Origin of the sequence: Bathymodiolus heckerae thiotrophic gill symbiont, assembly GCF_900128515.1 — a bacterium.
Lineage (GTDB): Bacteria > Pseudomonadota > Gammaproteobacteria > PS1 > Pseudothioglobaceae > Thioglobus_A.
In genome coordinates this window covers 1-15,989 of sequence record NZ_FQTP01000012.1, presented here as the reverse complement: position 1 = coordinate 15,989, position 15,989 = coordinate 1, and the positions used below count along the sequence as shown (strand labels likewise).

At 35.8% G+C, this 15,989-nt stretch carries 17 protein-coding genes and 1 pseudogene; 9 read left to right on the top strand and 9 right to left on the bottom strand.

The features are described from left to right. Positions 1–30: 30 nt before the first annotated feature. From lptF to BTHERMOSOX_RS02730, 6 genes are all read right to left on the bottom strand, one after another. Positions 31–1,176: an LPS export ABC transporter permease LptF gene (gene lptF / locus BTHERMOSOX_RS02755; protein WP_138119196.1), complete on the bottom strand. Its 1,146-nt coding sequence runs from the start codon at positions 1,174–1,176 to the stop codon at positions 31–33. A gap of 49 nt (positions 1,177–1,225) precedes the next feature. Continuing rightward, positions 1,226–2,488, bottom strand: a complete 1,263-nt coding sequence (gene rho, locus BTHERMOSOX_RS02750) for a transcription termination factor Rho (protein WP_138119194.1) — start codon at positions 2,486–2,488, stop codon at positions 1,226–1,228. A 114-nt stretch (positions 2,489–2,602) separates the two neighbouring features. After that, positions 2,603–2,929 carry a thioredoxin TrxA gene (gene trxA / locus BTHERMOSOX_RS02745; protein ID WP_138119192.1) on the bottom strand — a complete coding sequence of 109 codons (327 nt, stop codon included), beginning with the start codon at positions 2,927–2,929 and terminating at the stop codon, positions 2,603–2,605. Positions 2,930–3,023: 94 nt separating this feature from the next. Continuing rightward, positions 3,024–5,540: a [protein-PII] uridylyltransferase gene (glnD, locus tag BTHERMOSOX_RS02740; protein WP_138119190.1), complete on the bottom strand. Its 2,517-nt coding sequence runs from the start codon at positions 5,538–5,540 to the stop codon at positions 3,024–3,026. 18 nt (positions 5,541–5,558) lie between these two features. Further along, a complete protein-coding gene (gene gltX, locus BTHERMOSOX_RS02735) occupies positions 5,559–6,941 on the bottom strand; it encodes a glutamate--tRNA ligase (RefSeq protein ID WP_138119188.1) in 1,383 nt (460 codons plus the stop codon). Then, entirely contained in the window at positions 6,938–7,390 is a 453-nt protein-coding gene (locus BTHERMOSOX_RS02730) for a tetratricopeptide repeat protein (protein ID WP_138119186.1), read from the bottom strand. The genes gltX and BTHERMOSOX_RS02730 overlap by 4 nt, the downstream gene beginning before the upstream one ends. Before the next feature lie 162 nt (positions 7,391–7,552). Between BTHERMOSOX_RS02730 and BTHERMOSOX_RS02725 the strand changes: the two genes are divergently transcribed. From BTHERMOSOX_RS02725 to BTHERMOSOX_RS02685, 9 genes are all read left to right on the top strand, one after another. Then, on the top strand, positions 7,553–7,915 hold the full coding sequence (locus BTHERMOSOX_RS02725; RefSeq protein ID WP_138119184.1) for an Mth938-like domain-containing protein: 363 nt from the start codon (positions 7,553–7,555) through the stop codon (positions 7,913–7,915). After that, positions 7,912–9,051, top strand: a complete 1,140-nt coding sequence (rodA, locus tag BTHERMOSOX_RS02720; protein ID WP_138119182.1) for a rod shape-determining protein RodA — start codon at positions 7,912–7,914, stop codon at positions 9,049–9,051. Before BTHERMOSOX_RS02725 ends, rodA begins: the two co-directional genes overlap by 4 nt. Continuing rightward, on the top strand, positions 9,051–10,040 hold the full coding sequence (gene mltB / locus BTHERMOSOX_RS02715) for a lytic murein transglycosylase B (RefSeq protein ID WP_138119180.1): 990 nt from the start codon (positions 9,051–9,053) through the stop codon (positions 10,038–10,040). The genes rodA and mltB overlap by 1 nt, the downstream gene beginning before the upstream one ends. A gap of 5 nt (positions 10,041–10,045) precedes the next feature. After that, positions 10,046–11,173 carry a D-alanyl-D-alanine carboxypeptidase family protein gene (locus tag BTHERMOSOX_RS02710; protein ID WP_138119178.1) on the top strand — a complete coding sequence of 376 codons (1,128 nt, stop codon included), beginning with the start codon at positions 10,046–10,048 and terminating at the stop codon, positions 11,171–11,173. Next, complete coding sequence (locus BTHERMOSOX_RS02705) at positions 11,173–12,006, top strand: D-amino acid aminotransferase (protein WP_171004629.1); 834 nt, start codon at positions 11,173–11,175, stop codon at positions 12,004–12,006. Before BTHERMOSOX_RS02710 ends, BTHERMOSOX_RS02705 begins: the two co-directional genes overlap by 1 nt. Beyond that, a complete protein-coding gene (locus tag BTHERMOSOX_RS02700) occupies positions 11,999–12,943 on the top strand; it encodes an aminoglycoside phosphotransferase family protein (protein WP_138119176.1) in 945 nt (314 codons plus the stop codon). Before BTHERMOSOX_RS02705 ends, BTHERMOSOX_RS02700 begins: the two co-directional genes overlap by 8 nt. After that, positions 12,940–13,608 (top strand): N-acetylmuramate alpha-1-phosphate uridylyltransferase MurU, encoded by a 669-nt coding sequence (murU, locus tag BTHERMOSOX_RS02695; protein WP_138119174.1) that lies wholly within the window; start codon positions 12,940–12,942, stop codon positions 13,606–13,608. Before BTHERMOSOX_RS02700 ends, murU begins: the two co-directional genes overlap by 4 nt. Before the next feature lie 279 nt (positions 13,609–13,887). Beyond that, on the top strand, positions 13,888–14,157 hold the full coding sequence (locus BTHERMOSOX_RS02690) for a DUF4258 domain-containing protein (RefSeq protein WP_138119172.1): 270 nt from the start codon (positions 13,888–13,890) through the stop codon (positions 14,155–14,157). Next, complete coding sequence (locus BTHERMOSOX_RS02685) at positions 14,147–14,443, top strand: hypothetical protein (protein WP_138119170.1); 297 nt, start codon at positions 14,147–14,149, stop codon at positions 14,441–14,443. The genes BTHERMOSOX_RS02690 and BTHERMOSOX_RS02685 overlap by 11 nt, the downstream gene beginning before the upstream one ends. Positions 14,444–14,459: 16 nt before the next feature. On the opposite strand, the gene BTHERMOSOX_RS02680 is transcribed toward BTHERMOSOX_RS02685, so the two are convergent. The 3 genes and pseudogenes from BTHERMOSOX_RS02680 to BTHERMOSOX_RS02670 all read right to left on the bottom strand — a co-directional run. Next, positions 14,460–14,726 (bottom strand): hypothetical protein, encoded by a 267-nt coding sequence (locus tag BTHERMOSOX_RS02680; RefSeq protein WP_138119168.1) that lies wholly within the window; start codon positions 14,724–14,726, stop codon positions 14,460–14,462. An 83-nt stretch (positions 14,727–14,809) separates the two neighbouring features. Continuing rightward, positions 14,810–15,484 (bottom strand): restriction endonuclease, encoded by a 675-nt coding sequence (locus BTHERMOSOX_RS02675; protein WP_138119166.1) that lies wholly within the window; start codon positions 15,482–15,484, stop codon positions 14,810–14,812. Positions 15,485–15,493: 9 nt separating this feature from the next. Further along, a pseudogene (locus BTHERMOSOX_RS02670) lies at positions 15,494–15,989 on the bottom strand (DEAD/DEAH box helicase family protein); the annotation flags it as partial.

The window sequence follows — 15,989 nt, the reverse complement described above, 5'->3', positions numbered from 1 at the left end:
ACACCTATGGACAAGGTTGAAATAGCGTTGTTAAAAAGGTTTGTCGATCAGTCGAGTGAACTTTCCATGACGATAAGCATAAAACACAGTAATTACTAGCAATACTAACAGATGAACCCACCACAAACCCACTATAGGCAGTAACTCTCCGCGCTCTAGATTAGATTTTGCCACCAATAGCACATTGTTGTAAATAATAAATACCAGTACACCAACTAACACGCCTAAATTTTTTCCGCCACGAGGTGAGGCTTTGCCTAGCAAGATGCCAAAAATAGACAAAATTAACACACTAAGGGGCTGGGAGAATCGCCATTGCCACTCGGCTATATCTTTTTTATCACTTGAAAACAATAAGTCCAATGTTGGTTTTGACTCGATTTTTGTCATGCTATCGGCTTTCCTTTGATTGCTACCGTTAATAATTTGCAAATCATACAAGTCAAAGTCAAGAATTTTTTTATTGCCTTCCAATGGAAAGCCATGATATCGAGTGCCATCTTTGAGGCGCAAATAAACACTCTTGGTAGCTGCGTTGGTAAATTTTTGTGCTTGAGAAGCTAGCGTTATTATGGGTTCACCGCCAGCAACAGTATAGATAAAAATATCCTCCATATCTTGTGTACCATCACCTTCAGTTGATTTAACAGTTGAGGCATAAAAAACCAATTCACCATTTTTGAATTCTTGAAATTCACCTTCTTTAATAAAAGAAAATTCTGAAGCATTTTCACTGCGATCCATGATCATACTGCGTTGATGCTTTGACCACGGTACAGCAACTGTCGTTAAGAACAAGACAAGGATAAAGATAAGGATAACCACAGGCTGAATAAATAACATAAAGTGCTTGTCTCCCACACCTAAAGAATTCATAACAATTGCTTCAGAGTCTTTATAGAGCTTACTTACTGAGATGATAATTGCCAAGAATAAAGATAGAGATAGGATCAAAGGGACATCTCTAATCATCTTAAATCCAATAATTGGCATAAGATCCGTAATAAGGATGTTTTGCTGCGTACTTTCTTTAACCACCAACACCAGCTGATTGCCAAAAACAACCAATCCAATCACAATAAATACAGCCGCTAAGAGTATTAATACTTGGCGCATTAAGTACTTAGCTAAAATGCTATTTTGAAGTTTTATCGCTTTACTAAGAAATATTTTCATATGGCTTAAAACTAGGATTAGATGCTAGTATAAACCATGAATAATATATTTATTTCTTTTGTGACATTGATGAGAAAAACTCCTCATTGGTCTTAGTCAGTTTTAATCGATCAATTAAAAATTCAGCCGCCTCAACGGTATCCATAGGATGCAATATTTTTCTTAAAATCCACATCTTTTGCAATTCTTTTTCATCAGTAATTAACTCTTCACGACGCGTTCCAGATGCATTAATATTAATAGCTGGGAAAATACGCTTTTCACTTAAACGTCTCTCTAAGTGTAGCTCCATATTACCAGTTCCTTTGAATTCTTGATAAATCACTTCATCCATTTTGGATCCAGTATCAATCAAGGCCGTAGCAATAATAGTAATGCTACCGCCATTTTCAATATTTCTTGCTGCACCAAAAAAGCGCTTAGGTCGTTGCAATGCGTTAGCATCTACACCACCAGTAAGGACTTTTCCAGAAGAAGGCGCTACGGTGTTGTATGCTCTTGCCAAACGTGTAATTGAGTCTAATAAAATAATAACATCTTTACCCTGCTCAGCACGTCTTTTGGCTTTTTGAATCACCATTTCTGCCACTTGAACATGGCGCTTTGCAGATTCGTCAAAGGTAGAGGCAATCACCTCTCCACGAACTGTACGTGCCATTTCCGTAACCTCTTCTGGACGCTCATCAATCAAAAGTACAATCAATTCACATTCTGGATGATTGCGTGAAATAGAAGTGGCAATATTTTGCATAATCATAGTCTTACCAGCTTTTGGTGGTGCAACTAATAAACCCCTTTGACCCTTACCAAATGGTGCAACCAAATCAATGATTCGCGCAGTAATATCTTCCGTACCTCCATTACCAATTTCTAATGTCAACCTCTCATCTGGATGAATAGGTGTTAACGAAGCAAACGGCACACGATTCCTAACATTTTCTGGATTTTCACCATTAACTTCAGATACCTGAACTAATGCAAAGTATTTTTCACCTTTTTTAGGCGCTCTAATTTTTCCAGCAACCAAATCACCTATTGATAAGTTAAAGCGTTTGATTTGATTTGGAGAGATGTAAATATCATCTGCGCCTGAAGTATAAGAGTCATCACTTGATCTTAAAAAACCATAACCATCTTGCAATACATCTAGCACACCATCGCCAACTACCTCTTCATTATTGGCCGCCTTAGCCTTAAGAATAATAAAAATTAAAGTTTGTTTTTTGGCTCGAGAAATATTCTCTGCACCTAAAGATTGGGCTAACTCTAACAATTCCTCTGGAGATGATTTTTTTAATTCTGATAGTTTCATGAATTTTCCATTATGATTTGGCAAGAATGTGCCAAGGGGGTTATTGCAATTTCTTACAAGTGATTATTATTTTTGAGAAGCGCTACCAATTAGCGAACTTCTTATAAAAATTAGTTAAATATTTATATCAATAAATGCGCTTAATTCTGCCTTTGACAAAGCACCCATTTTTGTTGCAGCAACTGCACCATCTTTAAATAAAAGTATAGTTGGAATGCCACGAATACCGTATTTTGGCGGTGTCTGGTCATTCTCATCAACATTGATTTTGGCGATAACAACCCTTCCATCATACTCATTGGCAATTTCATCCAACACAGGTGCTAAAGCCTTACAAGGACCACACCACTCTGCCCAAAAATCAACCAATACGGTTTGTGATGAATTAATGACGTCTGCTTCAAAGCTGGCATCTGTAACTGCTAAAATTTTATCGTTCATAGGTTTTTTTTAATAATATTCTGAAATAGGAAAGAAACAGCAGAACTGCTGTGATGCACAAATTATATCACTATTTAATCTAATTACTAGGTTTTTACAATCTTTCTGATAAAGCTTTTTTCAAATTCAACTGCTGCTCTTTGTTTAATGGATTACCTTGTGCATTATGAATAAAAAAGACATCTTCAACACGTCCACCCAAAGTTGATACTCGAGCATTAACCAGCGAGATATTAAGCTCATAAAGTACATAAGCAATATTGGAAAGCACTCCCACCCTATCAAGCGTATCAATCTCTAATTGTGATAAATTCCATTTTTTATTTTCACTTAGCTTTACATGAGTTTTATTATCAAAATACTTGTGTGAAGCTTGCTGTTTAGGTTTTTCAACACCCGCCTCAGGCGCATTTAACACTTCTTTGATTGCTTGATGAAAATCAAGCTCATTTGAATTATCATTTTGAAGAATGCTAAGTGTATTATAAGCATGGCCATTTTTAGTGGTTAGAATTTTCGCATCAACAATATCCATCCCCATTTTTTCTACAGCGCCAACTAGGTTAAAAAATAAACCTTTAAAATCTTTGCATAAAACAAAAATATCCACCACACCGCCTTCAGAAGCTTTAGAGCTAACCATTATCTCTTTTAGGTTTTTATTCACCTGCAAGGATAAATGCCACAAAATATCATCTAGATCATATCTAAGATAATAATCCTTAGGTAAGTCGTTCAATATTACATCCACAAAATCCATTTCAAAACCATGTGCAATAGCTGACTCTACAACATTGATTTTGTTTTCTTTAGCTCTCTGACTGTTGCTTAATAAAGTATTTTCATCATCCTTTAAATATTGCTTCACTTGGTTAAATAATTTTCTTAATAAAGAATCTTTCCAATCATTCCAAAGATCGTCCTTTGTTGCACGAATATCTGCCACAGTTAATAAATACAAATATTCTAAAAATTCAAACGAACCCATTGCATCGGCAAAATTTTTAATAACTGTAGGATCATCAATATCTTGTTTTTGAGCCACACTAGACATTAGCAAATGCTTTTCAACTAACCCTACTACTAACTTTGTATCGGATAGGTTTAAATGATGGCTCTTGCAAAATTCTTTAGCATCTTGCATACCAAGCTGTGCATGATCACCCCCTCTACCTTTAGCAATATCATGAAACAATCCAGCAAGTAATAACAACTCTGGTTTTTTGATATTTTTTGATACATCGCTACATAAGCTAAATTCACTTGCATATTCCATGACAAAAAAACGTCTTAAATTACGAATAACGAATAACGTATGTTGATCTACCGTAAAAGCATGAAATAAATCATACTGCATCAACCCACTAATTTTTCCGAATGCTGGAATATATCGTTCTAATACGCCGTATCGATTCATTAATTTTAATGCTTTATTAACACCTTGATTTTGCTGTAACAATTCAATAAACAGTCGATTGTTGTTGCGTTTTTTATGATAATTCTGATCGATCAAACTTAAATTGTATTGCATTTGTCTAAGTGTTCCAGCACTAATGCCGCGAACATAATTATGCTTAGCAATCAATAAAAAAACCTCAATAAAAGCTGATGGCGTTTCTACAAACACCTGATCATGGCTGGCATGGATATAGCCATGCGAAATTTTAAATCGACTATTTAAAGCTTGTGTATTTAAAATTTTATCTTCAAGCAACTGCAGCAAAATATCATTCAAACGACTAACCTTTGTAACTGTCTGGTAATAATCTTTCATAAAATGCTCAACTGCCATTGAGTCACCATCTGTATAGCCTAGCATTTCTGCCACTTGCTTTTGATATTGAAAAGCCAGTCGATCTTCTCGACGAGAGGCAATTACATGCAAGGAAAACCTAACTCGCCACAGAAACAATTGAGATGTTTTTAAAATCTCATATTCATCATTACTCAAATAATTAGAAGCAATCAAATCAAATAAAGTGTTGACATCAAAATACCACTTTGCCACCCAGGCAACTGTCTGAATATCACGCAATCCACCAGGGCTTTCTTTGATATTAGGTTCTAAATTGTAAGCGGTATTCGAAAAACTTTCGTGTCTATTTTTTTGTTCTTTTTGTTTTTCAACTAAAAAAGATTGTGATGACCAATCACTCAGTTTAATAACATCCTTCATTTGGTCAAAAATTCGATCAGGGCCAATAATCAATCTCGACTCAAGCATATTAGTAACAATACTTAAATCATCGATAACCCTTTCGCAGTCTTTAATATCTCGCGTGGCATGGCCCACTTCCAGACCAACATCCCATAAGAAAGTTAAAAATTGAGAGATTTCTTCTTGGTAAGTTTGATGTGAGTCATTCGGGATTAGAATCAGAAGATCAATATCAGAATATAAATGCAACTCACTTCGGCCATAACCACCTACAGCAACCAAAGACAACTGTTCAGGTATATTAAACCCTTGCCAAATATCCCTTAACAATTCATCAATACCATTAGCTCTGGCCAATACAAAGCCCTCAACAGCGCTAGTAGAATTTAAAAAGCCAGCTTGTAAGGATTTTTGTAAATCTTGATATCGAGTTTTGTAATCACCTAATTGCATATATTAAATAACAGCCATTTAATCACTTGATTTCGAAATATAATCAAGTGCCATTTGTAGTCTTGCCAATGTACGCTTTCTACCAACTAATTGAGCCACTATATCGATATTACCAGCATTACCATTGCCACTAAGCGCCAAACGAAATGGCTGGCCAATCTTGCCAAAACCAATATTTAGCTCATCACACACTTGTTTAATTTGATCTTTGATGTTATCAGCAAGCCATTCATCTAATGCCGTTAACTTAGTCAGCAGTAGTTCAATAGATTGAGCGTCTTTAAATTGTTTTTGAGCTAGTTTATCATCAAACTGTTCAAAATCTTGATAAAACATTTTTATACCATCTGTCATTTCTACTAAGGTTTTTGAACGTTCTTGCAAATGCTCAACAACCATCTCAAACTTTGGCCCGCCTGATACGTCAACTGATTGATGTTTTAAATGCCAGGCCAACTGGTCGATCAAATGCTCAATATTAGCTACTTTGATATATTCTTGATTTAGCCAAAGCAGTTTTTCTTGATTAAAACTAGCTGGCGCTTTATTAATGTTTTTTAATTCGAATAATTCTACAATTTCATCTAATGAAAATACCTCTTGATCGCCATAAGACCAACCTAAGCGCACTAAATAATTTAACAAAGCTTCAGGGAGAAATCCTTCATCACGATAAGTCATTACACTCACGGCACCATGGCGCTTTGAAAGTCTTGCGCCATCACTACCCAGAATCATTGGCAAATGTGCAAATTCAGGCAACGACCAATTAAGCGCCTGATATAGGTTTATTTGTCTTGGTGTATTATTAATATGGTCATCGCCACGAATAACGCAATCAATTTTCATATCATGATCATCAACTACAACAGTTAAATTGTAAGTTGGCGTACCATCACTACGAGCAATAATTAGATCATCTAGCTCTTTATTACCAATAGATATCGATCCTTTAACCGCATCTTTAAAAGTAACCAAACCCTCTAAAGGGTTTTTAAAACGCACAACACCTGAACTGAGTTTTTTATCTCGACAACAGCCATCGTATTTAGCTTTTTCACCCTTCTCAGTAAGCTCATCACGCAAAATTTGCAAACGTTCTTTTGAACATTCGCAATAATAAGCCTTGTCCTTATTAAGTAGCTGCTGAATAATTTCTTTATAACGATCAAAACGATCCGTTTGGTAAAAAGGCCCTTCATCATGTGCCAAACCAAGCCAACTCATGCCATCTAATATGGCATCAACTGAAGCCTGTGTCGAGCGTTCACGGTCTGTATCTTCGATACGAAGTACAAATTTACCTGTATTTTTCTTTGCCCAAACCCAGGCAAAAAGTGCCGTTCTAGCACCACCTATGTGTAAATATCCTGTTGGTGATGGGGCAAATCTTGACTTCATGGTGTGTTTACTTTTGTAGCTTGATCATACCAAAATTGAGATTTTTCCAAATCTTGCTCAACCTCTTTACCATCCTCATAAAGCATGCCAAGCGTATACATGGGGCCAGGAATGCCAAACTTAGCAGCCTTTTCAAACCATTCAATAGATTTTAAAATATCTTTTTCAACACCTTCGCCAGTCATATAAGCAACGCCAATCATATGATGCGCAAATACATGATCTTGTGCAGCTGCTAGAATAAAATTCTCAAGCCCTAAAGGTTGATTTTCAACCATGCCTAGGCCATTCATTTGCATCATTCCAAGTCGCCACTGACTTTCTGCATTACCTTGCGCTGCAAGAGGCGCTAATAGCTGATAAGCCATAGTAAAATTTTTAGTATCAAAAGCCGTTATACCACTTGATAAATCAGCATTATAAATGTCTGTAGAATTAAAATCGTTCACAATTTTTCTCAAATGTAATAAAGACAATAATTTTACACGCAGACTATGGGGCGTCACTACAAACCCTGATAAAATTTATCGTTGTCAAAAAATATCAGAGTTTGTAGTGATGCCCTGTTGTTATAATGGCTTAATAATTAGCAAACAAACCTTACTCTTTACGTGGAATTTAGCCAACAAGATTACAATAAAAACAGCATTATTTCAATAGAGATCGATGCTGTTCGGTTATCTGACATTCAACTAAAAACACCTTGTTTTATTTCTAAAAATTTCTCAACAGAAGTTGACATTCATCAACTTGATGAAATTAACAAAATTTCACTATTCCCATTAACTAACCAAGATGAAATCGATATCTTAATTATTGGCACTGGCACCATGCCAAAATTTCTTAGTGGAAAACAACAAGTTGAAATTCAACAAATGGGCATTAATACCGAATGCATGAATAGCGAGTCAGCTTGTCGAAGCTTTAATCTTTTGTTGTCTGATATTAGAAATATTGGACTGTTGCTATTATGAGATTTTTTAGTATTGCACAATTAAGGCATTATTGGCATTATTTTAAAATGGATACACCATTATTCTTATTGATCATAACCCTTAGTTCTTTTGGCTTGATAGTACTATATTCAGCTTCAGCAGGTTCAATGCTAACTATTTACAAGCAAGCCTTTCATTTCTCTTTAGCGATTAGCGCCATGCTGATTATTGCGCAAATACCACCCTATGTATTAAGACGATTTTCTCCATTTTTAATGTTATTTGGCATTTTTCTACTCATTCTAGTTTTGTTTTTTGGCTCTAGTAGTGGTGGTGCACAACGCTGGTTAGATCTTGGTTTTGTACGCTTTCAGCCCTCTGAAATCATGAAGGTCATTGTGCCTATCGCCATTGCATCCATACTTAGCGAAAAAACCTTGCCACCAAAACCAATGCCAGTTTTTTTGTCTATCATCTCTATTGCTGTCATTGTTTTGTTAATTGCTAGGCAACCAGATTTGGGCACCTCATTACTTATTGGCGCCTCAGGTATTTATGTGTTGTTTTTCTCAGGTATTCGCATTCAAATCCTTAAAAATAATTGGCTTAACATAAGTCTAATTGGCTCATTTATCGTTGGCAGTGGCTATATTGCTTGGAATTATTTACTCATGGCGTATCAAAAAAAACGCATCATGACCTTAATCGATCCAAGCTCTGATCCGTTGGGCTCTGGTTATCACATCATACAATCTAAAATTGCCATTGGCTCTGGCGGTATTTTCGGCAAAGGCTTGGAGCAAGGATCACAATCTCAACTTAATTTTCTACCTGAGCATGCCACCGACTTTATCTTTGCTGTAGTTGCAGAAGAGCTTGGATTTATTGGGGTATTGTTTTTGCTTACACTTTATGGCTTGATTATTTACAGAGCATTTGTTATTTCTTTTCAGTCTGAAGACAACTTTTCTAAATTACTTGGTGCCAGTCTCACCCTGACATTTTTTACCTATATTTTTGTTAATATTGGCATGGTATCAGGCTTATTGCCAGTTGTTGGCGTACCATTACCACTAGTCAGCTATGGTGGCTCGTCGCTAATCACACTTATGTCTAGTTTTGGCATTATTATGGCTATTCGAAAACATAAAACCCCAAGATACTTACAACAATAATGCCTTTATTTTTTGCCTTTTTATTATTATTTTCGTCAATCTCTGCGGCAAAAACCTTGCCAGCAACCAGCTTTCAAACGACGCACACTTTTATTGACAAAATGGTTAAAGATCATAATTTTGATAAAAATGAACTGCGCCTTATATTTTCAAAAGTCAACTTAATAGTTGCTGATAAAAATCCTAAACTGAAAAAGAAAAAATCAAAACCCTTATCTTGGGATAAATATCGTGCCTTGTTTATTACTGAAAAGCGTATCAACAATGGCGTTCAATTCTGGAAAGACAACCTTTTAACACTTAAGCGTGCTGAAAAAAAATATAACGTTCCTCAAGAAATTATTGTGGCCATCCTGGGTATCGAAACAAATTATGGCCATAACAAAGGTACACACCCAACCCTTGAAACACTAGCAAGGTTATCTTTTGGCAAGCATCGTCGCAAGAAATTCTATCAACGAGAGCTTAAAGAATTTTTACTCATGTCACGTGAAAATTCACTACCTCCGCTAATGATTAAAGGTTCATATGCTGGCGCCCTGGGTTACGCACAATTTATTTCCAGCTCTTATCGATATTATGCGGTGGATTTTGATTTTGACAATAAGATAGATTTATTTAACAGTCCTGCTGATGCTATCGGTTCAATTGCAAATTATTTTGATAAACACCAGTGGCATGATTTTGGCCCTTACGCCCGCCCAATTACTTTGTCAAAATCTCAAAAAAATCACGCTAAATCAAGCACCAATAAGCCAAAAAAGAATGCGCACTATTGGCGCAATAAAGGTTTTGACATTGATTCTGATATTAACAGTAAAACCAAATTGGCCTTTATTAGACTACCTCAAGATGACCATTTTGAAACCTGGCTGACTTTTTGGAATTTTTATGTACTAACCCGTTATAATCATGATAATAGATATGCAATGACCGCTGTGCAATTATCTGAAAAAATCAAACAACAATTCAATCAAACTAATCCGTAAATATTATGCATTTTTCTTCTGTATCAAAACTTCTAGTCGCTTCAATTGCAACACTTGCAATCAATACGCAGGCCGCTATTTTTATCACACCGAAAGCACCTGATATTAATGCTGCTGCTTACATGGTTCTTGATTACAACTCCGGAAAAACATTGGCGAGCAACAAGCCACATGAAAAACGTGCGCCAGCCAGCCTAACCAAACTAATGACAGCCTATGTGGTTTTTCAGCTAATCAACGATGGTCGTGCTAGTCTTGAAGATGAAGTTCGAATCAGTAAAAAAGCTTGGAAAACGGGTGGCTCTAAAAGCTTTGTTGAAGTGGGCAAAAACATCAAACTAAAAATCTTACTTAAAGGCATGATCATTCAATCTGGTAATGATTCTTCAGTTGCTCTAGCTGAACATATTGCTGGCACAGAAGGTACTTTTGCCACTTATATGAATGAGTATGCTCGCAAGCTAGGTATGAAAAATTCGCGCTTTGAAAATGCATCAGGCTTGCCACATGATGATCAATATACAACTGCCGCAGATATGGCTATTTTGGCTGCAGCTACTATTCGTGATTTTCCTCAATTCTACCCATGGTACTCACAAAAAGAGTTTACTTACCACGGCATCAAGCAACGTAATCGCAACAAACTACTGTGGAGTGATCATACGGTTGACGGCTTAAAAACTGGCTTTACCAAAAAAGCAGGCTATAACCTTGTTGCCAGTGCCAATCGTGTTGGTATGCGCTTAGTTTCAGTGGTACTTGGCTCAACAGGTGCTGAGGCAAGAACTTCACAAACTCAAAAAATTCTAGACTATGGGTTTCGCTTTTTCGAAACTCAAATGCTAAAAGATTTTACCAAGCAAGTTCCCATCTCTAGTGCAACAAAAGACACTTTAAAAGTTGGCTCAGATGGAGAAGTTAGCTTTACGCTAGCTCGTGGACAATTTAAATTATCCGATCAAGTTATTCAGCTTAATACTAGGCTTTCAGCACCAATTAGTAAGGGTGACAAAATCGGCAACTTGCTGATTCAGTTTGAAGGAAAAACCACTGCTAGAATTCCATTAATCGCTCTAGAAGATGCCGAAGAGGCAGGATTTTTCTCTCGTATGTTGGAGAAAGTTGGACTTTAATGGTCTATCTTAACGGCGAATTTATCCCCAAAGATCAAGCCTCTGTTTCCATAATGGACAGAGGCTTTTTATTTGGTGATGGTGTTTATGAGGTCATTCCTGTTTATTCTGGAAAAATATTTCGTCTTGATGAGCATCTTAAGCGCTTACAAAATAGTCTTAATTCGGTACAAATTAACAACCCTTATTCAGCTCCAGAATGGAGTGATATCTTACATCAACTATTAGGACTTTCAACAGAATCAAATCAGTCACTTTACTTGCAAATCAGTCGAGGTGCAGATATTAGTAGAAAGCACAGTTTTGAATCACTCACACCAACCGTATTTATTGAATCAAACCCTTTAATGCCCAAAACCAAATCTGAACTTGAAATGGGTTTTCGCGCTATGAGTCAGCCTGATTTTCGCTGGCAACGTTGTGATATTAAATCCACCTCTTTATTGGCGAACATTATGTATTCACAGCAAGCCAAACAAAATAGCGTAGAGGAAGTTATCCTGCATAGAGATTCAAACGTTACTGAAGGTGCAACCTCCAATGTATTCATTATCAAGAGTGACACTCTACTTACCCATCCCACAGGTAAGCATATTCTTTCTGGCATTACCCGTGATTTAGTTTTGGAAAGTGCCAAGCATTGTCATTTAAACATTGAAGAATCCACATTTACACTCGACCATCTATTAATGGCTGATGAAGTTTGGATCTCCAGCTCAACACGTGAAGTAATGCCTATTACCCAAGTTGATGATCGCCTAATTAATAATGGCGTCATTGGTCAACATTGGTCGCATGTGTATGATTACTACCAAGGTTTAAAAAATGCATGATGAAAGACTAGATCAGCTTGAAGACTGGTTGGAAATTTTCTTTAATGATGCCAATTTCATACTTTCAAAAGCCAGTGATGATGCGAGCTTTCGTCGATATTTTCGCATTGAACGCAGCAATCTGTCTTTTATTGCAATGGATGCTCCACCTGAAAAGGAAAACTCTAAACGCTTTGTAGAAATTGCTGAATTATTGCGCAACAACAATATCCACGCACCCAAAATTATTGATAAAGATTTATCTCAAGGGTTTTTACTAATTGAAGATTTAGGCAGTGCTACTTTCTTACAAGCGCTTAATAATAAAAACAAGCTAGCACTATACAAACGCGCTATCGATGAGTTGATCAAAATTCAAGCAATTAACACTCAAAATATTTCATTTGATTTATATGATGAGACCCTACTTAAAACTGAACTAAACCTACTGATTGACTGGTATTTACCTAAAGATATCAACCAAGATTCATTAGATAAATTATTTGATCAGTTAATTAAAAACTCACTTAACTCTGAACAAGTGTTTGTACATCGAGATTATCACTGTAGAAATCTAATGATCACCAATAACGATATATCAGTGATCGATTTTCAAGACGCTGTAATTGGCTCCAATAGTTATGATTTAGTCTCACTACTCAAGGATGCTTATGTTGAACTTGAATCATCAGAGCTGCAAGCCTTACTGGTCTATTTTCACAAACAATCTGAGCTTACCATCAGCTTTGACAAATTTGAAAAACAATTTGATTTAATGGGACTGCAACGCCATCTTAAAATTCTAGGTATTTTTAAGCGCCTCTCACTTCGTGATGACAAACACCAATACCTTGATGATATCCCACTCATTGAAAAATACGTTTTGCAGATGGCTGACAAATATCCAGAATTTAATTTTTTAAAAGGCATTCTGAATCTAGCTAAGGATTACCAATGAAAGCGATGATTCTAGCCGCTGGCAGGGGTGAACGTATGATGCCACTAACTGCCAATACGCCAAAACCTTTGATTAAGGTTAAAGGAAAACCTTTAATTGAACACTCAATTGAAGCTTTAAAAAAAGCAGGTATTATTGATATTGTTATCAACATTTCTTATTTAGCTGAACAAATCAAATCCCACCTAGGTGACGGCTCAAAATTTGGCGTGAACATTAGCTATAGCGACGAATCAACCAGTGCTTTAGAAACAGCTGGTGGTATTATCAAAGCATTACCTTTATTGAGTGACAAACCTTTTTTAGTGATTAATTCTGATGTTGTTTGTGATTATGCCTTGTCGCAAATAAAATTACCAAAAAGCTCATTAGCACATTTACTATTGATCAATAATCCTGCTCACAATCCAAAAGGTGATTTTTCTATTGGCAACAGCCAGAAACTCACACTGGCTAATAACAAAAGTTTTACTTTTTCAGGGCTTGGTATTTATCACCCTGATTTCTTTAAAAATCATCTAGACTCTCAAGACAAGCTAGCACTCTATCCACTACTAGTCGATGCCATTGCTAGAAATCAGCTCAGTGGCGAGCATTATCAAGGCTATTGGCAAGATATCGGCACACCTGAGCGCTTAGAGCTAGCCAATAACGAAAATAATTAAGAAAATCGCTCATTCGTAAAATTTACCAAATTTTTCATTAGCACTTTAAAGTTAGCCTCTTATTTCTAAAAAAAGCTATTTTTAGCTCAACACAAACCTATTAAAGCCAAATACAGAGGTTTTTATCTCTTTTCAAAGAAAATTTAACGAAGAAACATCCGAAATTCAGCCCATCATCAAACCATTTACATTATTTCCAAAATTATTAAAAAAATTAACAGACCATTCTCTGTTAATTCAAAGGTTGACAAAGTGTGTATTTTATGTATTATATAAGCTATGAAAATTACCTGGAGCGAAGAGAAAAATATTGAACTAGAAAGTCTTCGTGGCCTTAATTTTGAAATGGTTTTAGCGGCCATTGATGATGGCAAAATACTGGCAGATGAGCAGCATCCAAATCTAAAGGATTACGGACATCAAAGAATATTAATTTTGAATATTGATGGTTACGCAGTAACTGTTCCATATGTGATTAACAATAATGAGATTTTTTTAAAAACAATGTTTAAAGATCGTAAAATACAAAGGAGATATTATGGAAAATAACAAAATGAAATTCGACTCTTTGAGTAAAGAAGAAGCTGATATTGTTTCAGCTGTTGAAAATGAAGAGTTTTCTCCAGTTACAGATATTGAAGGCAGAGCTGATTATTGGCAAACGGCGGCAAAAGAAACCATCAAAAGAAAATCCATTCATCTTAAGCTACAAGAACGTGATGTGCAAAAAATTCGTGCCATCGCTTACGAACAAGGCATTCCGTATCAAACACTGATTGGCTCGATTATTCATCAGTATGCTAAAAATTCTAGGGCTGGATCTTCAGTCAAATAAACGAGTGGCATCCTTATTAATTATTTTCAGACTCTAAGCCAAGAGTTGATATGGTGTCACGCTGCCCATCTGTTTCTTCACAAGCTTGGAAATATTTCACAATAAAACTCTCTCCAAGCTCTGCTTTTAATTGATGCGACAATTCCATACCTCTAGTATTGAATTTTTCCCAATCAAAGCCACGCCACTCCTCTGATGTATTTGAGAATTCAGGTTGATTATAAAAAGCAATATACCTCCTTAGCCACTCACTAAGAGAATTGTATGGCTCTACAGATATCAAGTCTTGCTCTGTTGCTTCAAAAGGATTTGTTCTAATTCTACTGTTGTTTTGGTGCTACATTTACGCAACATTAACTAGATTATTTAGCTCAACAAATCATTTAATGCTTTATCAGTGCTAACTTTAAAATCAGCATCAATCGCATCAAAATGCTTATACGCACAGGCGATTTTATTTTTTTCTATGTCTCTTAAATTATCTTGTAAATTATTAACAAATTTAGTTTCTCGCACCAAATATAACTTCTCTTGAGTATCCACTTGCCATACAATCGCCCAATCTGGATTGTACGTACCTATTGGCGTATCAACCACAAACCAAGATGGCATTTTTGCAAACACTTTGACTCGATCGCTTATATCTAAACTTTTAGAAAAATCCCGCTCGCCATCACTATCAAATACGGTGTATTCATAAATAGACTTTTTAGATTCGATTATCTTATTTTCGTAGGTTTCTATATCGCTAAACAGCGACATATTCCAGCAATCATCAACTTCGTAGTATTTAATGCCGTTTAGTAACTCATCTTTTAATGTGCCTTTAATAATGAGCGCCACACTTCTAATAAAATCTTGTGGACTATCAAATACATAATCTAAACAATCAATACCTTTTAACACTCTTAAAATGGTTTTTTTGGTTAGCCCGCTCTCTTGTTCTAATGTTGCAACTAAATTAGATATCTTATATTTCTTATCAATTCTAGCGCCAACTTTTTCAGAGCTATAAATAGTTTGAATCTTGCCATCTTCCATGGTTATATTCTATCTTTCAACTTTAATAACTAGCTTTTCAACATCAAGGTTTTCGTCGATATTTGCAATCATTTTTCCTACTAAATCATCGCTATCTAGCTGTACATCGTATTTAGTTTTTTTCTTGATTTTTTCCCACAACAATTTAAAGTTTTCATTGTTCGTGGCAAACTGCTTTTTAAACTTAACTGTGGTACGTTTATTTTGCGCCTGTGGCGTAACACCAGTTTGCCCTGATTCGTTAAATTCTGTTTGCAAAGTAGCTACATAATCTTGATATGACTCATTCGGCACAACCACTAGTTTATTAATATTAGAATCGTAAATCCTTTTACCATCAGCACCTAAACATAATCTCATGCCACGCCCTATTTCTTGGCGTTTTTTCATGGTTGAAGTAGTTTCGTTCAATGTGCAAATGGTAAAGATATTAGGATTATCCCAACCTTCTTTCAATGCAGAATGAGAAAAAATAAAACAAGTATCTTCTTCAAAAGACAAAAGC